Origin of the sequence: Pseudomonas sp. C5pp (assembly GCF_000814065.1) — a bacterium.
In the GTDB taxonomy this organism is placed as follows: domain Bacteria; phylum Pseudomonadota; class Gammaproteobacteria; order Pseudomonadales; family Pseudomonadaceae; genus Aquipseudomonas; species Aquipseudomonas asiatica.
Map to the genome: position 1 here is coordinate 1 of NZ_JWLN01000007.1, position 15,448 is coordinate 15,448.

Sequence of the window (15,448 nt, forward strand, 5' to 3'; positions counted from 1 at the left end):
ACAATGGCCAGGCTTGCCGCTGGAAATGCGGGCACGACTGCTGAGCAAAACAATCAAAGGAAAGGTTGTGAGTGTCTTGACCTCAATGACCGATGCGCAGCGCTTCCCTGGCGATGAGATCGTTGATCTTTACAGTCAGCGCTGGGAAATCGAGCTGGGTTATCGGGAGATCAAACAAGGACTTCTGGGGGGCGAACACACCCTGAGAAGCAAGACGCCGGAGATGATTGCGCAAGAGCTGTGGGGCGTGCTGTTGGGCTACAACCTATTGCGTTATCAGATGGTGCAGATGTCGAGACAGTGCCCAGGCGTGTACCCATGCGAGATGAGCTTTACCGCTTGTAGCTGGGCGATTCTGGGCTTGCTGCATGGCACGTCATTAAACCATCCCGGCAACTTGCCAGGTTTTTTGGCAGATCTGCAGGCGTCAGCGGCTCAGTATGTCCTACCCCATCGGCGACCCGATCGATGGTTCCCCAGAGTGGTGAAGCAGCGGCCTGCAAAATATCCGACCCGAAAATGAAAATGCCAGTCAGCTTAACTGACTGGCATTAGCCCGAGGGCAGCCTTTTTGCGTTCGGCTATGGAAGCTTACTTGCGGTCCTGCAGCGCAACGATGTCGCGCTTCTGCTCGCCGGTGTACAGCTGGCGCGGGCGGCCGATCTTGTACGGGCTGGAGAGCATTTCTTTCCAGTGCGAGATCCAGCCCACGGTACGTGCCAGGGCGAAGATCACGGTGAACATGCTGGTCGGAATGCCGATTGCCTTGAGGATGATCCCCGAGTAGAAGTCGACGTTCGGGTACAGCGAGCGCTCGATGAAGTACGGATCGGTCAGGGCGATCTCTTCCAGGCGCATGGCCAGTTCCAGCTGCGGGTCGTTCTTGATGCCCAGCTCGCGCAGGACTTCGTCGCAGGTCTGCTTCATCACGGTGGCGCGCGGGTCGCGGTTCTTGTACACGCGGTGACCGAAGCCCATGAGCTTGAACGGATCGTTCTTGTCCTTGGCCTTGGCGATGAACTTGTCGATGTTCGAGACATCGCCGATCTCATCGAGCATGGTCAGTACCGCTTCGTTCGCACCGCCGTGGGCCGGGCCCCAGAGTGCGGCGATACCGGCAGCGATACAGGCGAACGGGTTGGCACCCGACGAACCGGCCAGACGAACGGTAGAGGTGGAGGCGTTCTGCTCGTGGTCGGCGTGGAGGATGAAGATCCGGTCCATCGCCTTGGCCAGCACCGGGCTGATCGGTTTGATCTCGCACGGGGTGTTGAACATCATGTGCAGGAAGTTTTCCGCGTACGACAGGTCGTTGCGCGGGTACATCATCGGCTGGCCCATGGAGTACTTGTAAACCATCGCGGCCAGGGTCGGCATCTTGGCGACCAGGCGCACCGCGGAAATTTCGCGGTGTTGCGGGTTATTGATGTCCAGGGAGTCGTGATAGAACGCCGACAGGGCGCCAACCACGCCGCACATCACCGCCATCGGGTGGGCGTCGCGGCGGAAGCCGTTGAAGAAGGACTTCAGCTGCTCGTGAACCATGGTGTGGTTCTTCACGGTGCTGACGAACTGGGCCTTCTGCTCGGCATTCGGCAGTTCGCCGTTGAGCAGCAGGTAGCAGGTTTCGAGGTAGTCGGATTTTTCAGCGAGCTGTTCGATCGGGTAGCCGCGGTGCAGCAGGATACCTTTGTCGCCGTCAATGTAGGTGATCTTCGACTCGCACGAGGCAGTCGCCATGAAACCAGGGTCGAAGGTGAAGTGACCAGTGGCCCCCAACCCGCGGACGTCGATTACATCAGGACCAACGGTGCCGGTTAAAATGGGCAGCTCGACGGGGGCAGCGCCCTCGATGACCAACTGCGCTTTTTTGTCAGCCATGTGGCCTCCTATTAATGCTTGAAATCATCAGACAGACCCCCCACGCAGGGCCCGCACCACTATAGAGGGATAAATTCAGATGTCAATTTGCCTAAAGGCTTGTTGAAACAGGCATTGAGGCCTGATTTTTCGCGAAATTCTCGCCCATTTACGCCTTTTGTGCGCTAAAGGCAATGCGCTATTTGGGCTACCCCGTCACGTTGTCATAAGCAGCCTAACTGTCTATACTCGCAACCCGACCGCCAGGGGCTTGCAAGCCCGAACTGCTGGGGGTCGCCGTTCCCTGGGTGGTGGGTACCTGACCAGTACACTTACCAACAACTTTGCCCTGATTCGCTAGGGGCTCTTCAGTGTGAAAAAAGCCGTGAAAAGCCAACGACCTGTAAACCTAGACCTAAGGACCATCAAGCTCCCCGTCACTGCGTACACGTCCATCCTGCATCGTATCTCCGGCGTCATCCTGTTCCTCGGCCTTGCCATCATGCTTTATGCACTGGGCAAGTCGCTGGGTTCCGAGGAAGGCTTTGGTGAGGTGAAGGCGTGTCTGACCAGCCCGCTGGCCAAATTCGTGACCTGGGGCCTGCTGTCCGCCCTGCTTTATCACCTCGTGGCAGGTGTTCGTCACCTGATCATGGACATGGGTATCGGTGAGACGCTGGAAGGCGGCAAGCTGGGCTCGAAAATCGTGATCGTCATCTCCGTGGTGCTGATCGTTCTGGTGGGAGTTTGGGTATGGTAACCAATGTCACGAACCTGTCGCGTTCGGGCCTCTATGACTGGATGGCGCAGCGCGTTTCTGCGGTCGTTCTCGCGGCTTACTTCCTCTTCCTGATCGGCTACGTGGTCGCCCACCCAGGCATCGACTACACCCAGTGGCATGGTCTGTTCTCCAACAGCGCGATGCGGATCTTCAGTCTGCTGGCCCTCGTTGCCCTGGGCGCTCACGCCTGGGTCGGCATGTGGACCATTGCGACCGACTACCTGACGCCTATGTCGTTCGGCAAGTCGGCAACTGCGATTCGTTTCCTGTTCCAGGCGGTATGCGGCGTTGCGATGTTCGCTTACTTCGTCTGGGGTGTGCAGATTCTCTGGGGTATCTGATCCATGGCTAGCATTCCAACCATTTCCTTCGACGCCATCATCATCGGTGGCGGCGGCGCCGGCATGCGCGCTGCGCTGCAGCTGGCTCAAGGCGGCCACAAGACTGCCGTGGTCACCAAGGTCTTCCCGACCCGTTCGCACACTGTATCCGCCCAGGGCGGCATCACCTGCGCCATCGCTTCGGCCGACCCGAACGACGACTGGCGCTGGCACATGTACGATACCGTCAAGGGCTCCGACTACATCGGTGACCAGGACGCTATCGAATACATGTGTCAGGAAGGCCCGGCTGCGGTCTTCGAGCTGGACCACATGGGCCTGCCGTTCTCGCGTACCGAAACCGGTCGCATCTACCAGCGTCCGTTCGGTGGCCAGTCCAAGGACTTCGGCAAGGGTGGCCAGGCTGCCCGTACCTGCGCCGCTTCCGACCGTACCGGTCACGCGCTGCTGCACACCCTGTACCAGGGCAACCTGAAAGCCGGCACCACCTTCCTCAACGAGTACTACGCAGTTGACCTGGTGAAGAACCAGGACGGCGCATTCGTTGGTGTGATCGCGATCTGCATCGAAACCGGCGAGACCCTGTATATCAAGTCCAAGGCCACCGTGCTGGCAACTGGCGGTGCCGGCCGTATCTACGCCTCCACCACCAACGCCCTGATCAACACCGGTGACGGCGTGGGCATGGCCCTGCGTGCCGGCGTGCCGGTGCAGGACATCGAAATGTGGCAGTTCCACCCGACCGGCATCGCCGGCGCCGGTGTACTGGTCACCGAAGGTTGCCGCGGTGAGGGTGGCTACCTGATCAACGCCCACGGCGAGCGCTTCATGGAGCGTTACGCGCCGAACGCAAAAGACCTGGCCGGCCGCGACGTGGTCGCCCGTTCCATGGTCAAGGAAATCATCGCCGGCAACGGCGTGGGCCCGAACAAGGACCACGTACTGCTGAAGCTGGATCACCTGGGCGAGGAAGTGCTGCACAGCCGCCTGCCAGGTATCTGCGAGCTGTCCAAGACCTTCGCCCACGTCGACCCTGTGGTCGCGCCGGTACCGGTCATCCCGACCTGCCACTACATGATGGGCGGCGTTGCCACCAACATTCATGGCCAGGCCATTACCATGGACGCCGAAGGCAACGACCACATCATCCCGGGCCTGTTCGCCGTAGGTGAAGTGGCGTGCGTATCTGTTCACGGTGCCAACCGCCTGGGCGGCAACTCGCTGCTCGACCTGGTGGTGTTCGGCCGTGCTGCCGGCCTGCACCTGGAGAAGGCGCTGACCGAAGGCGTGGAATACCGCGACGCCAGCGACACCGACGTCGATGTTGCCCTGAACCGCTTGAACAAGCTGAACGAGCGCACCACCGGTGAAGACGTTGCCAGCCTGAAGCGCGAACTGCAGAGCTGCATGCAGAACTACTTCGGTGTATTCCGTACTGGCGAATACATGCAGAAGGGTATCGAGCAGCTGGCCGGTCTGCGTGACCGTATCGCCAACGTCAAGATCAACGACAAGTCCCAGGCCTTCAACACCGCGCGTATCGAAGCGCTGGAGCTGCAGAACCTGCTGGAAGTCGCCGAAGCTACCGCCATCGCGGCAGAAGCCCGTAAAGAGTCCCGCGGCGCTCACGCACGTGAAGACTACGAAGACCGTGACGACGAAAACTGGCTGTGCCACACCCTGTACTACCCGGGTGAGAAGCGCGTCGCCAAGCGTGGCGTCAACTTTGCGCCGAAGACTGTTCCAGCCTTCGAACCAAAAGTCCGGACTTACTAAGGGTGGCCGCTATGTTGCAAGTCGAAGTTTATCGTTACAACCCGGACACCGATTCGGCGCCGAAAATGCAGACCTTCCAGGTCGATACCGGCGGCAAGGATCTGATGGTTCTGGACGTGCTGGCACTGATCAAGGAACAGGACGAAGGTTTCTCCTATCGTCGCTCGTGCCGTGAAGGCGTTTGCGGTTCCGATGGCATGAACATCAACGGCAAGAACGGCCTGGCCTGCATCACCCCGTTGTCGGCGGTGGTGAAGGGCAACAAGCTGATTCTGCGTCCGCTGCCGGGCCTGCCGGTCATTCGTGACCTGGTCGTCGACATGAGCATCTTCTACAAGCAGTACGAGAAGGTGAAGCCGTTCCTGCAGAACGACACCCCGGCTCCGGCCATCGAGCGCCTGCAGTCGCCGGAAGACCGCGACAAGCTGGACGGCCTGTACGAGTGCATCCTGTGCGCTTGCTGCTCGACCTCCTGCCCGTCGTTCTGGTGGAACCCGGACAAGTTCCTGGGCCCCGCCGCACTGCTGCAGGCCTATCGCTTCCTGGCCGACAGCCGTGACACCAAGACCCAGGAGCGCCTGGCGTCCCTGGATGACCCGTTCAGCGTATTCCGCTGCCGCGGGATCATGAACTGCGTCAACGTTTGCCCGAAAGGTCTGAACCCGACCAAGGCAATCGGCCACGTACGTAACATGCTGCTGCAAAGCGGCACCTGATACAAAGAGTTGTACCTGCAGTAAGCCGAGGTGCGGGTGGTGAGCCCGCACTGAGGTAAAACCCGAACAAGGGCCCACAAAGCCTGCGTTCATTACCTATGAAGATATGAGACCAGCAGGGGCTTCCGGGCTGGTACCCGGAAAATCAGCAGGATCCAAGTGGCGTGGTTCAGTCGCTGTATTCGGACTTTTCCAGGTTTGCTGTGGCTCTCGCCGATCAGTCCCCTAACCGAGGGTGACCAAGCATGCAAGAAAGCGTGATGCAGCGCATGTGGGAAAGCGCCCACCTTTCAGGTGGTAACGCTGCATATGTGGAAGAGCTTTATGAGCTCTACCTGCACGACCCTAACGCTGTGCCAGAAGAGTGGCGCACCTACTTCCAGAAGTTGCCCGCCGACGGCAGCACCGCTACCGATGTATCGCACTCGACAATCCGCGACCATTTCGTACTGCTGGCAAAGAACCAGCGCCGCGCCCAACCGGTATCCGCCGGGAGCGTGAGCAGTGAACACGAGAAGAAGCAGGTTGAAGTTCTGCGACTGATCCAGGCCTATCGTATGCGCGGCCATCAGGCTGCCAAGCTCGACCCGTTGGGGTTGTGGCAGCGTCCTGCGCCCGTAGACCTGTCGATCAATCACTACGGCTTGACCAATGCCGATCTTGATACGACCTTCCGTGCCGGCGACCTGTTCATCGGCAAAGAGGAGGCGAGCCTACGCGAGATCTTCGAGGCGCTCCAGAAGACATATTGTCGCACCATTGGCGCCGAGTTCACCCATATCGTCGATTCCGAGCAGCGCAGCTGGTTCCAGCAGCGTCTGGAAAGCGTGCGCGGCCGTCCGGAGTTTTCCGCTGACGTGCAGGCCCACCTGCTCGAGCGCGTGACCGCCGGTGAAGGCCTTGAGAAATATCTGGGCACCAAGTACCCGGGCACCAAGCGTTTCGGCCTCGAGGGCGGCGAAAGCCTGATCCCGATGCTGGACGAGATGATCCAGCGCTCCGGTTCCTACGGCACCAAGGAAGTCGTGATCGGCATGGCCCACCGTGGCCGCCTGAACGTTCTGGTCAACACCTTCGGCAAGAACCCGCGCGAGCTGTTCGACGAGTTCGAAGGCAAGAAGATGAACGAGCTGGGCTCCGGTGACGTCAAGTACCACCAGGGCTTCTCCTCGAACGTGATGACCCCGGGTGGCGAAGTGCACCTGGCCATGGCGTTCAACCCGTCCCACCTGGAAATCGTCTCGCCAGTGGTCGAGGGTTCGGTGCGCGCCCGTCAGGACCGCCGCAACGACACCGTTGGCGACAAGGTACTGCCGATCTCGATCCACGGCGACGCAGCATTCGCCGGCCAGGGCGTGGTCATGGAAACCTTCCAGATGTCGCAGACCCGCGGTTTCAAGACCGGCGGCACCGTGCACATCGTGATCAACAACCAGGTTGGTTTCACCATCAGCAACCCGCTGGACGCGCGCTCCACCGAGTACGCCACCGACGTTGCCAAGATGATCCAGGCGCCGATCCTGCACGTGAACGGCGACGACCCGGAAGCCGTGCTGTTCGTGACCCAGCTGGCCATCGACTACCGCATGCAGTTCAAGCGTGACGTGGTCATCGACCTGGTCTGCTACCGCCGCCGCGGCCACAACGAGGCCGACGAGCCGAACGGCACCCAGCCTTTGATGTACCAGCAGATCAGCAAGCAGCGCACCACGCGTGAACTGTACGCTGAGGCACTGATCCAGGCCGGCCGCATCGATGCCGAGCGCGCCCAGGCCAAGATCGACGAGTACCGCAACGCGCTGGACAACGGCCTGCACGTGGTGAAGAGCCTGGTCAAGGAGCCGAACCGCGAGCTGTTCGTCGACTGGCGTCCGTACCTGGGCCATGCCTGGACCGCGCGTCACGACACCCGCTTCGACCTCAAGACCCTGCAGGAACTGTCGGCCAAGCTGCTGGAGATCCCGGAAGGTTTCGTCGTCCAGCGCCAGGTCGCCAAGATCTACGAAGACCGCCAGAAGATGCAGGCCGGTGGCTTGCCGATCAACTGGGGTTATGCAGAGACCATGGCCTACGCCACCCTGCAGTTCGAAGGTCACCCGATCCGCATGACCGGCCAGGACATCGGCCGTGGCACCTTCTCGCACCGTCACGCGGTGCTGCACAACCAGAAGGACGCCAGCACCTACGTACCGCTGAAGAACCTGTTCCCGGGCCAGCCTCAGTTCGAACTGTACGACTCCTTCCTGTCGGAAGAAGCGGTACTGGCCTTCGAATACGGCTACTCGACCACCACGCCGAACGCGCTGGTGATCTGGGAAGCCCAGTTCGGTGACTTCGCCAACGGTGCGCAAGTGGTGATCGACCAGTTCATCACCAGCGGCGAGCACAAGTGGGGCCGTCTGTGCGGCCTGACCATGCTGCTGCCACACGGTTATGAAGGGCAGGGCCCGGAGCACTCCTCCGCGCGCCTGGAGCGTTACCTGCAGCTGTGCGCCGAGCACAACATCCAGGTCTGCGTACCGACCACCCCGGCCCAGATCTACCACCTGCTGCGTCGCCAGGTCATCCGTCCGCTGCGCAAGCCGCTGATCGTGCTGACGCCGAAGTCGCTGCTGCGCCACAAGCTGGCCATCTCGACCCTGGAAGACCTGGCAGAAGGCTCGTTCCAGACCGTGATCCCGGAAATCGACAGCCTCGATCCGGCCAAGGTCGAACGCCTGGTCCTGTGCGGCGGCAAGGTTTACTACGACCTGCTGGAAAAACGCCGTGCCGAAGGCCGCGAAGACATCGCCATCGTGCGTATCGAGCAGCTGTATCCGTTCCCTGAGGACGACCTGGTCGAAATCCTGGCGCCTTACACCAACCTCAAGCATGCGGTCTGGTGTCAGGAAGAGCCGATGAACCAGGGCGCCTGGTACAGCAGCCAGCACCACATGCGCCGTATCCTGGGCCGCCACAACAAGGCACTGGTCCTGGAATACGCCGGCCGCGACGCTTCCGCCGCGCCAGCTTGTGGTTACGCATCGAAGCACGCCGAACAGCAGGAAAAACTGCTGCAAGACGCCTTCACTGTTTAATGCCTTCGCGCACCTGAAACCGAATTTAAGGAAACACAGATAATGGCTATCGAGATCAAAGCCCCAACCTTCCCGGAATCGGTTGCCGATGGCACCGTTGCCACCTGGCACAAGCAGCCGGGCGATGCCGTCAAGCGTGACGAGCTGATCGTCGACATCGAGACCGACAAGGTCGTCCTGGAAGTACTGGCCACCGCCGACGGCGTGCTGGGCGCCATCGTCAAGGGCGAGGGCGACACCGTCCTGTCCGACGAAGTACTGGGTTCGATCGTTGAAGGCGGTGCTGCCGCTGCTGCACCAGCTGCCGCCCCGGCCGCTGCTGCCCCGGCTGCCGCTGCTGCCGACGCTGGCGAAGAAGACCCGGTTGCCGCCCCGGCCGCGCGCAAGCTGGCTGAAGAGAACGGCATCGACCTGGCTGCCGTTGCCGGCACCGGCAAAGGTGGTCGCATCACCAAGGAAGACGTCGTCGCTGCCGTCGCCAACAAGAAGTCGGCGCCTGCTGCAGCTGCCAAGCCTGCCGCCGCTGCCGCTGCTGCCCCGGTTGTCGTTGCCGCTGGCGACCGCACCGAGAAGCGCGTGCCGATGACCCGCCTGCGCGCCAAGATCGCCGAGCGTCTGGTCGAAGCCCAGTCGAGCATGGCCATGCTGACCACCTTCAACGAAGTCGACATGACCGAAGTCATGGCCCTGCGTTCGAAGTACAAGGACCTGTTCGAGAAGACCCACAACGGCGTGCGCCTGGGCTTCATGTCGTTCTTCGTCAAGGCTGCCACCGAAGCCCTGAAGCGCTTCCCGGCTGTCAACGCCTCGATCGATGGCAACGACATCGTCTACCACGGCTACGCCGACGTCGGCGTTGCCGTGTCCAGCGACCGTGGCCTGGTGGTACCGGTACTGCGTAACGCCGAGTCGATGAGCCTGGCGGAAATCGAGAACGGCATCGCCACCTTCGGCAAGAAGGCTCGTGATGGCAAGCTGGCCATCGAAGAGATGACTGGCGGCACCTTCACCATCACCAACGGTGGTACCTTCGGTTCGATGATGTCGACCCCGATCGTCAACCCGCCGCAGGCCGCCATTCTCGGCATGCACAACATCATCCAGCGCCCGATGGCCATCAATGGTCAGGTTGTGATTCGCCCGATGATGTACCTGGCGCTGTCGTACGATCACCGCCTGATCGACGGCAAGGAAGCGGTAACCTTCCTGGTCACCATCAAGAACCTGCTGGAAGATCCGTCTCGCCTGCTGCTGGACATCTAACCCTCTGGCTGCGTACCGTGCCGGCCCTGGCTTCCCAGGAAGCCATGCCGCGCGGTCCGCGGCTTGTAGCTTGTAGCTGATAAGGAATCTTTTATGACCCAGAAATTCGACGTAGTGGTGATTGGTGCAGGTCCTGGCGGCTATGTTGCTGCCATCAAGGCCGCACAACTTGGTCTGAAGACTGCCTGTATCGAGAAGTACACCGACGCCGAGGGCAAGCTGGCCCTGGGCGGCACCTGCCTGAACGTAGGTTGCATTCCTTCCAAGGCGCTGCTGGACAGCTCCTGGAAGTACAAGGAAGCCAAAGAGAGCTTCAACGTCCACGGTATCTCCACTGGCGAAGTGAAGATGGACGTCGCCGCGATGGTTGGCCGCAAGGCTGGCATCGTCAAGAACCTGACCGGTGGCGTTGCCACCCTGTTCAAGGCCAACGGCGTTACTTCGATCCAGGGCCACGGCAAACTGCTGGCCGGCAAGAAAGTCGAAGTCACCAAGGCTGACGGCACCACCGAAGTCATCGAAGCCGAGAACGTGATCCTGGCTTCCGGCTCGCGTCCGATCGACATTCCACCGGCTCCGGTCGACCAGAACGTCATCGTCGACTCCACCGGCGCCCTGGAATTCCAGGCCGTGCCGAAGCGCCTGGGCGTTATCGGTGCTGGCGTGATCGGCCTGGAACTGGGCTCGGTATGGGCTCGCCTGGGTGCTGAAGTCACCGTCCTGGAAGCCCTGGACACCTTCCTGATGGCTGCCGACACCGCCGTGTCGAAAGAAGCCCAGAAGACCCTGACCAAGCAAGGCCTGGACATCAAGCTGGGTGCGCGCGTCACCGGCTCGAAAGTCAACGGCAACGAAGTCGAAGTGACCTACACCGACGCCAACGGCGAGCAGAAGATCACCTTCGACAAGCTGATCGTCGCGGTCGGCCGTCGCCCGGTGACCACCGACCTGCTGGCTGCCGACAGCGGCGTGACCATCGACGAGCGTGGCTACATCTTCGTCGACGACTACTGCGCTACCAGCGTGCCTGGCGTGTACGCCATCGGTGACGTGGTGCGCGGCATGATGCTGGCCCACAAGGCTTCGGAAGAGGGCATCATGGTGGTCGAGCGCATCAAGGGCCACAAGGCCCAGATGAACTACGACCTGATTCCGTCGGTCATCTACACCCACCCGGAAATCGCGTGGGTCGGCAAGACCGAACAGGCCTTGAAGGCCGAGGGCGTTGAGGTTAACGTGGGCACCTTCCCGTTCGCGGCCAGCGGCCGTGCGATGGCTGCCAACGACACCGGTGGTTTCGTCAAGGTCATCGCCGATGCCAAGACCGACCGCGTCCTGGGTGTACACGTGATTGGCCCATCGGCTGCCGAACTGGTGCAGCAGGGCGCAATCGCAATGGAATTCGGCACCAGTGCCGAGGATCTGGGCATGATGGTCTTCAGCCATCCGACCCTGTCCGAAGCGTTGCATGAAGCAGCGCTGGCAGTGAATGGCGGCGCCATTCACGTGGCCAACCGTAAGAAGCGTTAATTATAAGAAACCACGGCGGGCTGCCCGTCGTGAGTCTTGCGTGCATGACTCACCGCGGAAAGTCCGCCGGACCGGATCACACGGGAAAACCCGGGGTCAACGGTCACAGGTGGTGCGGCGCCAGTGATGGCGCAGCGCCGAAGCGCAGTACCTAACGAAGACGGTAAAAAGCATGAATCTTCACGAGTATCAGGGTAAGCAGCTGTTCGCTGAGTACGGCCTGCCAGTTTCCAAGGGTTTCGCTGTCGATACCCCTGAGCAAGCTGCAGAAGCCTGCGACAAGATCGGCGGGAACGAGTGGGTGGTAAAAGCCCAGGTTCACGCGGGTGGTCGCGGTAAGGCGGGCGGCGTCAAGCTGGTTCGCAGCAAAGAAGACGCCAAGGCGTTCGCTGCACAGTGGTTGGGCAAGAATCTGGTTACCTACCAGACCGATGCCAACGGTCAACCCGTCTCCAAGATTCTGGTCGAATCCTGCACTGACATCGCCAAAGAGCTGTACCTGGGCGCTGTAGTCGATCGTTCGAGCCGCCGTATCGTGTTCATGGCTTCCACCGAAGGTGGCGTGGACATCGAGAAAGTCGCTCACGAAACGCCTGAGAAGATCCTCAAGGCCACCATCGACCCGCTGGTCGGCGCTCAGCCGTTCCAGGGTCGCGAGCTGGCATTCCAGCTGGGCCTGGAAGGCAAGCAAGTTCAACAGTTCGCCAAGATCTTCGTTGGTCTGGCCAAGCTGTTCAAGGATCACGACCTGGCCCTGCTGGAAGTGAACCCGCTGGTGATCAAGGCCGACGGCGACCTGCACTGCCTCGATGCCAAGATCAACATCGACGCCAACGCCATGTACCGTCAGCCGAAGCTGAAGACCTTCCACGACCCGTCGCAGGACGACGCCCGTGAAGCCCACGCTGCCAAGTTCGAACTGAACTACGTTGCCCTCGAAGGCAACATCGGCTGCATGGTCAACGGTGCCGGCCTGGCCATGGGTACCATGGACATCGTCAACCTGCACGGCGGCAAGCCGGCCAACTTCCTCGACGTTGGCGGTGGTGCTACCAAAGAGCGCGTTACCGAAGCGTTCAAGATCATTCTGTCCGACAGCAATGTCGCGGCCGTTCTGGTCAACATCTTCGGCGGCATCGTTCGCTGCGACATGATTGCCGAAGGCATCATCGGTGCAGTGAAAGAAGTCGGCGTGAAAGTTCCGGTTGTCGTTCGCCTTGAAGGCAACAACGCCGAACTGGGCGCTAAAGTACTGGCAGAAAGCGGTTTGAACATCATTGCGGCAACCAGCCTGACCGACGCTGCTCAACAAGTTGTCAAAGCTGCGGAGGGCAAGTAATGAGCGTCCTGATCAATAAAGACACCAAAGTCATCTGCCAGGGCTTCACCGGCTCGCAGGGTACTTTCCACTCCGAACAGGCCATCGCCTACGGCACCAAGATGGTCGGCGGCGTAACCCCAGGCAAGGGTGGCACCACCCACCTGGGCCTGCCAGTGTTCAACACTGTGAAAGAAGCTGTGGAAGCTACCGGCGCCGACGCTTCGGTGATCTACGTTCCGGCTCCTTTCTGCAAGGACTCGATCCTGGAAGCTGCCTTCGGCGGCATCAAGCTGATCGTGTGCATCACCGAAGGCATTCCTACCCTGGACATGCTGGATGCCAAGGTCAAGTGCGACGAGCTGGGCGTGACCCTGATCGGCCCTAACTGCCCAGGTGTCATCACCCCGGGCGAGTGCAAGATCGGCATCATGCCTGGCCACATCCACCTGCCAGGCAAGGTCGGTATCGTTTCGCGTTCCGGCACCCTGACCTACGAAGCTGTGAAGCAGACCACCGACGCCGGCTTCGGCCAGTCGACCTGCGTCGGCATCGGCGGTGACCCGATCCCGGGCTCCAACTTCATCGATATCCTGAAACTGTTCCAGGAAGACCCGAAGACCGAAGCGATCGTCATGATCGGTGAGATCGGCGGTTCGGCTGAAGAAGAAGCTGCGGCCTACATCAAGGCCAACGTCACCAAGCCTGTCGTTTCCTACATCGCTGGTGTTACCGCACCTGCGGGCAAGCGCATGGGCCACGCTGGCGCCATCATCTCCGGCGGCAAGGGCACTGCGGACGAGAAGTTCGCCGCTCTGCAGGACGCTGGTGTGAAGACCGTGCGTTCCCTGGCTGACATCGGCAAGGCCCTGGCCGAGCTGACTGGCTGGGAAGTCAAGAAGTAATACTGCTACACCCCCCACGCGCACAGAGGCCACCTTCGGGTGGCCTTTGTCGTTTCTGGGGGGGGAATTCCTGTGCCGGCCTCTTCGCGGGCTTGCCCGCTCCCACATGAGATCTCCACTTTCCGGGGCTGTGGTGATCCCCTGTGGGAGCGGGCAAGCCCGCGAAGAGGCCGGTACAGGCAACATGGATTTTTCGATGGGTTTGATAGGAATTTTCACGCAGACGAATGTTTCAATTCGAGGATAATTCTCGCTGTCCTCGGTCGCACAGACGACAAACATGTACGCACATCGGACAAGCAGTACTGTGCCAGTGCGTTTGACTGACAAAACAGTTACATTACGCGCTCACTCTGTGCCCGTACCCCAAAAGGGAACGACACGCTAAACGGGTCTGGCCTATCAAGCCGGGCAGCATTTCCCCTCATCCAAAGGGAAATCCCCTCTCGAATCCCGATTTCAGCAGTGTGGTACTACCTTAAATGAAAGTTCTCAAAGGCCAGGATATCCTGGCGCTTGGCTTTATGACGTTTGCGCTTTTCGTGGGCGCTGGCAACATCATCTTCCCGCCTATCGTCGGTCTGCAGTCTGGCCCGCACGTATGGATGGCGGCCCTTGGCTTCCTGGTTACCGCCGTAGGCCTGCCGGTCATCACCGTGGTCGCCCTGGCCAAGGTCGGCGGCGGCATGGATGCCCTGAGCAGCCCGATCGGCAAGTTCTTCGGTGGCCTGCTGGCGGCCGTGTGCTACCTGTCGGTCGGCCCGCTGTTCGCCACCCCGCGCACCGCGACCGTATCGTTCGAAGTGGGCGTTGCGCCGCTGACCGGCGAAAGCCCGCTGGCGCTGTTCATCTACAGCCTGGTGTACTTCCTCGTGGTACTGGCCGTGTCGATGTACCCGGGCAAGCTGCTCGACACCGTGGGCCGCTTCCTGGCGCCGTTGAAGATCATCGCCCTGGCGGTGCTGGGCATCGCCGCCTTCGCGCTGCCTGCCGGTACCATTGGTGAAGCGCAGCCGGCCTATGCCGCCGCAGCGTTCTCCAAGGGCTTTTCCGATGGTTACCTGACCATGGACACCCTGGGTGCCCTGGTGTTCGGTATCGTCATCGTCAACGCCATCCGCTCGCGCGGTGTCGAGTCGCCGAAACTGATCACCCGCTATGCCATCATTGCCGGCCTGATCGCCGGCGTCGGTCTGGCCCTGGTGTACATCAGCCTGTTCCGACTGGGTGCAACCAGCCACGAGATCGCGGCTGACGCTACCAACGGTGCGGCGGTACTGCATGCCTACGTGCAGCACACCTTCGGTTCGCTGGGCAGCGGTTTCCTCGCCGTGCTGATCGCGCTGGCCTGCCTGGTGACCGCCGTTGGCCTGACCTGTGCCTGCGCCGAGTACTTCAGCCAGATGCTGCCGCTGTCGTACCGCGCACTGGTGGTGATCCTGGCGGGCTTCTCGCTGTTGATCTCCAATCTCGGCCTGACCAAGCTGATCATGTTCTCGATCCCGGTGCTTACGGCGATCTACCCGCCGTGCATCGTGGTGGTCGGGCTGAGCTTCGTGAAGGACCTGTGGAACTCGCCGACCCGCATCCTGGCACCAGTGATGCTGGTATCGCTGCTGTTCGGCATGGTCGACGCGATCAAGGGCAGCAGCATTGCCCACGTGCTGCCGGACTTCATGGCTCACCTGCCGCTGAGCGACCAGGGCCTGGCCTGGCTGGTGCCTTCGGTGGTGACCCTGGTTGGCGCGGTGGCCTGCGACCGCATGCTCGGCAAGCCGCGCGAAGCGCTGGCCTGATAGTCGAAGCCTGAGGGCGGCACCGGCCACAAGCCGAAGGGTGCTCGCCAAGGGTGGAAGCTCAAGAGCCCCGTATCCGAAAGGA

The 15,448-nt window shown here is 61.0% G+C and carries 12 protein-coding genes; 11 read left to right on the plus strand and 1 reads right to left on the minus strand.

The genetic code is table 11. The features are described 5' to 3' along the window. A partial coding sequence (locus RR51_RS07380) for an IS4 family transposase (RefSeq protein ID WP_039613075.1) occupies positions 1-523 on the plus strand: 523 nt, incomplete at its 5' end. A 68-nt stretch (positions 524-591) separates the two neighbouring features. Here the strand turns inward: RR51_RS07380 and gltA are convergent. Next, the gene (gene gltA, locus RR51_RS07385) at positions 592-1,881 is read right to left on the minus strand and encodes a citrate synthase (RefSeq protein WP_013973445.1); all 1,290 of its coding nucleotides are present in this window, start codon (positions 1,879-1,881) and stop codon (positions 592-594) included. A gap of 352 nt (positions 1,882-2,233) precedes the next feature. Here gltA and sdhC point away from each other — a divergent pair, with 352 nt between their 5' ends. From sdhC to brnQ, 10 genes are all read left to right on the plus strand, one after another. Next, positions 2,234-2,620, plus strand: coding sequence for a succinate dehydrogenase, cytochrome b556 subunit (sdhC, locus tag RR51_RS07390; RefSeq protein WP_012315350.1), 387 nt, complete (start codon positions 2,234-2,236; stop codon positions 2,618-2,620). Then, positions 2,614-2,982: a succinate dehydrogenase, hydrophobic membrane anchor protein gene (gene sdhD / locus RR51_RS07395; RefSeq protein ID WP_039613076.1), complete on the plus strand. Its 369-nt coding sequence runs from the start codon at positions 2,614-2,616 to the stop codon at positions 2,980-2,982. The genes sdhC and sdhD overlap by 7 nt, the downstream gene beginning before the upstream one ends. A 3-nt stretch (positions 2,983-2,985) precedes the next feature. Further along, positions 2,986-4,758: a succinate dehydrogenase flavoprotein subunit gene (gene sdhA, locus RR51_RS07400; RefSeq protein WP_013973442.1), complete on the plus strand. Its 1,773-nt coding sequence runs from the start codon at positions 2,986-2,988 to the stop codon at positions 4,756-4,758. A gap of 11 nt (positions 4,759-4,769) precedes the next feature. Next, a complete protein-coding gene (locus tag RR51_RS07405; protein WP_011534752.1) occupies positions 4,770-5,474 on the plus strand; it encodes a succinate dehydrogenase iron-sulfur subunit in 705 nt (234 codons plus the stop codon). Positions 5,475-5,719: 245 nt separating this feature from the next. Continuing rightward, positions 5,720-8,551: a 2-oxoglutarate dehydrogenase E1 component gene (locus tag RR51_RS07410; protein ID WP_013973441.1), complete on the plus strand. Its 2,832-nt coding sequence runs from the start codon at positions 5,720-5,722 to the stop codon at positions 8,549-8,551. A gap of 42 nt (positions 8,552-8,593) precedes the next feature. Further along, positions 8,594-9,814 carry a 2-oxoglutarate dehydrogenase complex dihydrolipoyllysine-residue succinyltransferase gene (odhB, locus tag RR51_RS07415; RefSeq protein ID WP_013973440.1) on the plus strand — a complete coding sequence of 407 codons (1,221 nt, stop codon included), beginning with the start codon at positions 8,594-8,596 and terminating at the stop codon, positions 9,812-9,814. A gap of 93 nt (positions 9,815-9,907) precedes the next feature. Then, on the plus strand, positions 9,908-11,344 hold the full coding sequence (gene lpdA, locus RR51_RS07420; protein ID WP_013973439.1) for a dihydrolipoyl dehydrogenase: 1,437 nt from the start codon (positions 9,908-9,910) through the stop codon (positions 11,342-11,344). 172 nt (positions 11,345-11,516) lie between these two features. After that, a complete protein-coding gene (gene sucC / locus RR51_RS07425; RefSeq protein WP_003254205.1) occupies positions 11,517-12,683 on the plus strand; it encodes an ADP-forming succinate--CoA ligase subunit beta in 1,167 nt (388 codons plus the stop codon). Beyond that, the gene (gene sucD / locus RR51_RS07430) at positions 12,683-13,567 is read left to right on the plus strand and encodes a succinate--CoA ligase subunit alpha (protein ID WP_004376004.1); all 885 of its coding nucleotides are present in this window, start codon (positions 12,683-12,685) and stop codon (positions 13,565-13,567) included. Before sucC ends, sucD begins: the two co-directional genes overlap by 1 nt. Positions 13,568-14,049: 482 nt before the next feature. Next, positions 14,050-15,363, plus strand: coding sequence for a branched-chain amino acid transport system II carrier protein (gene brnQ, locus RR51_RS07435; RefSeq protein ID WP_004375997.1), 1,314 nt, complete (start codon positions 14,050-14,052; stop codon positions 15,361-15,363). Positions 15,364-15,448: the final 85 nt, after the last annotated feature.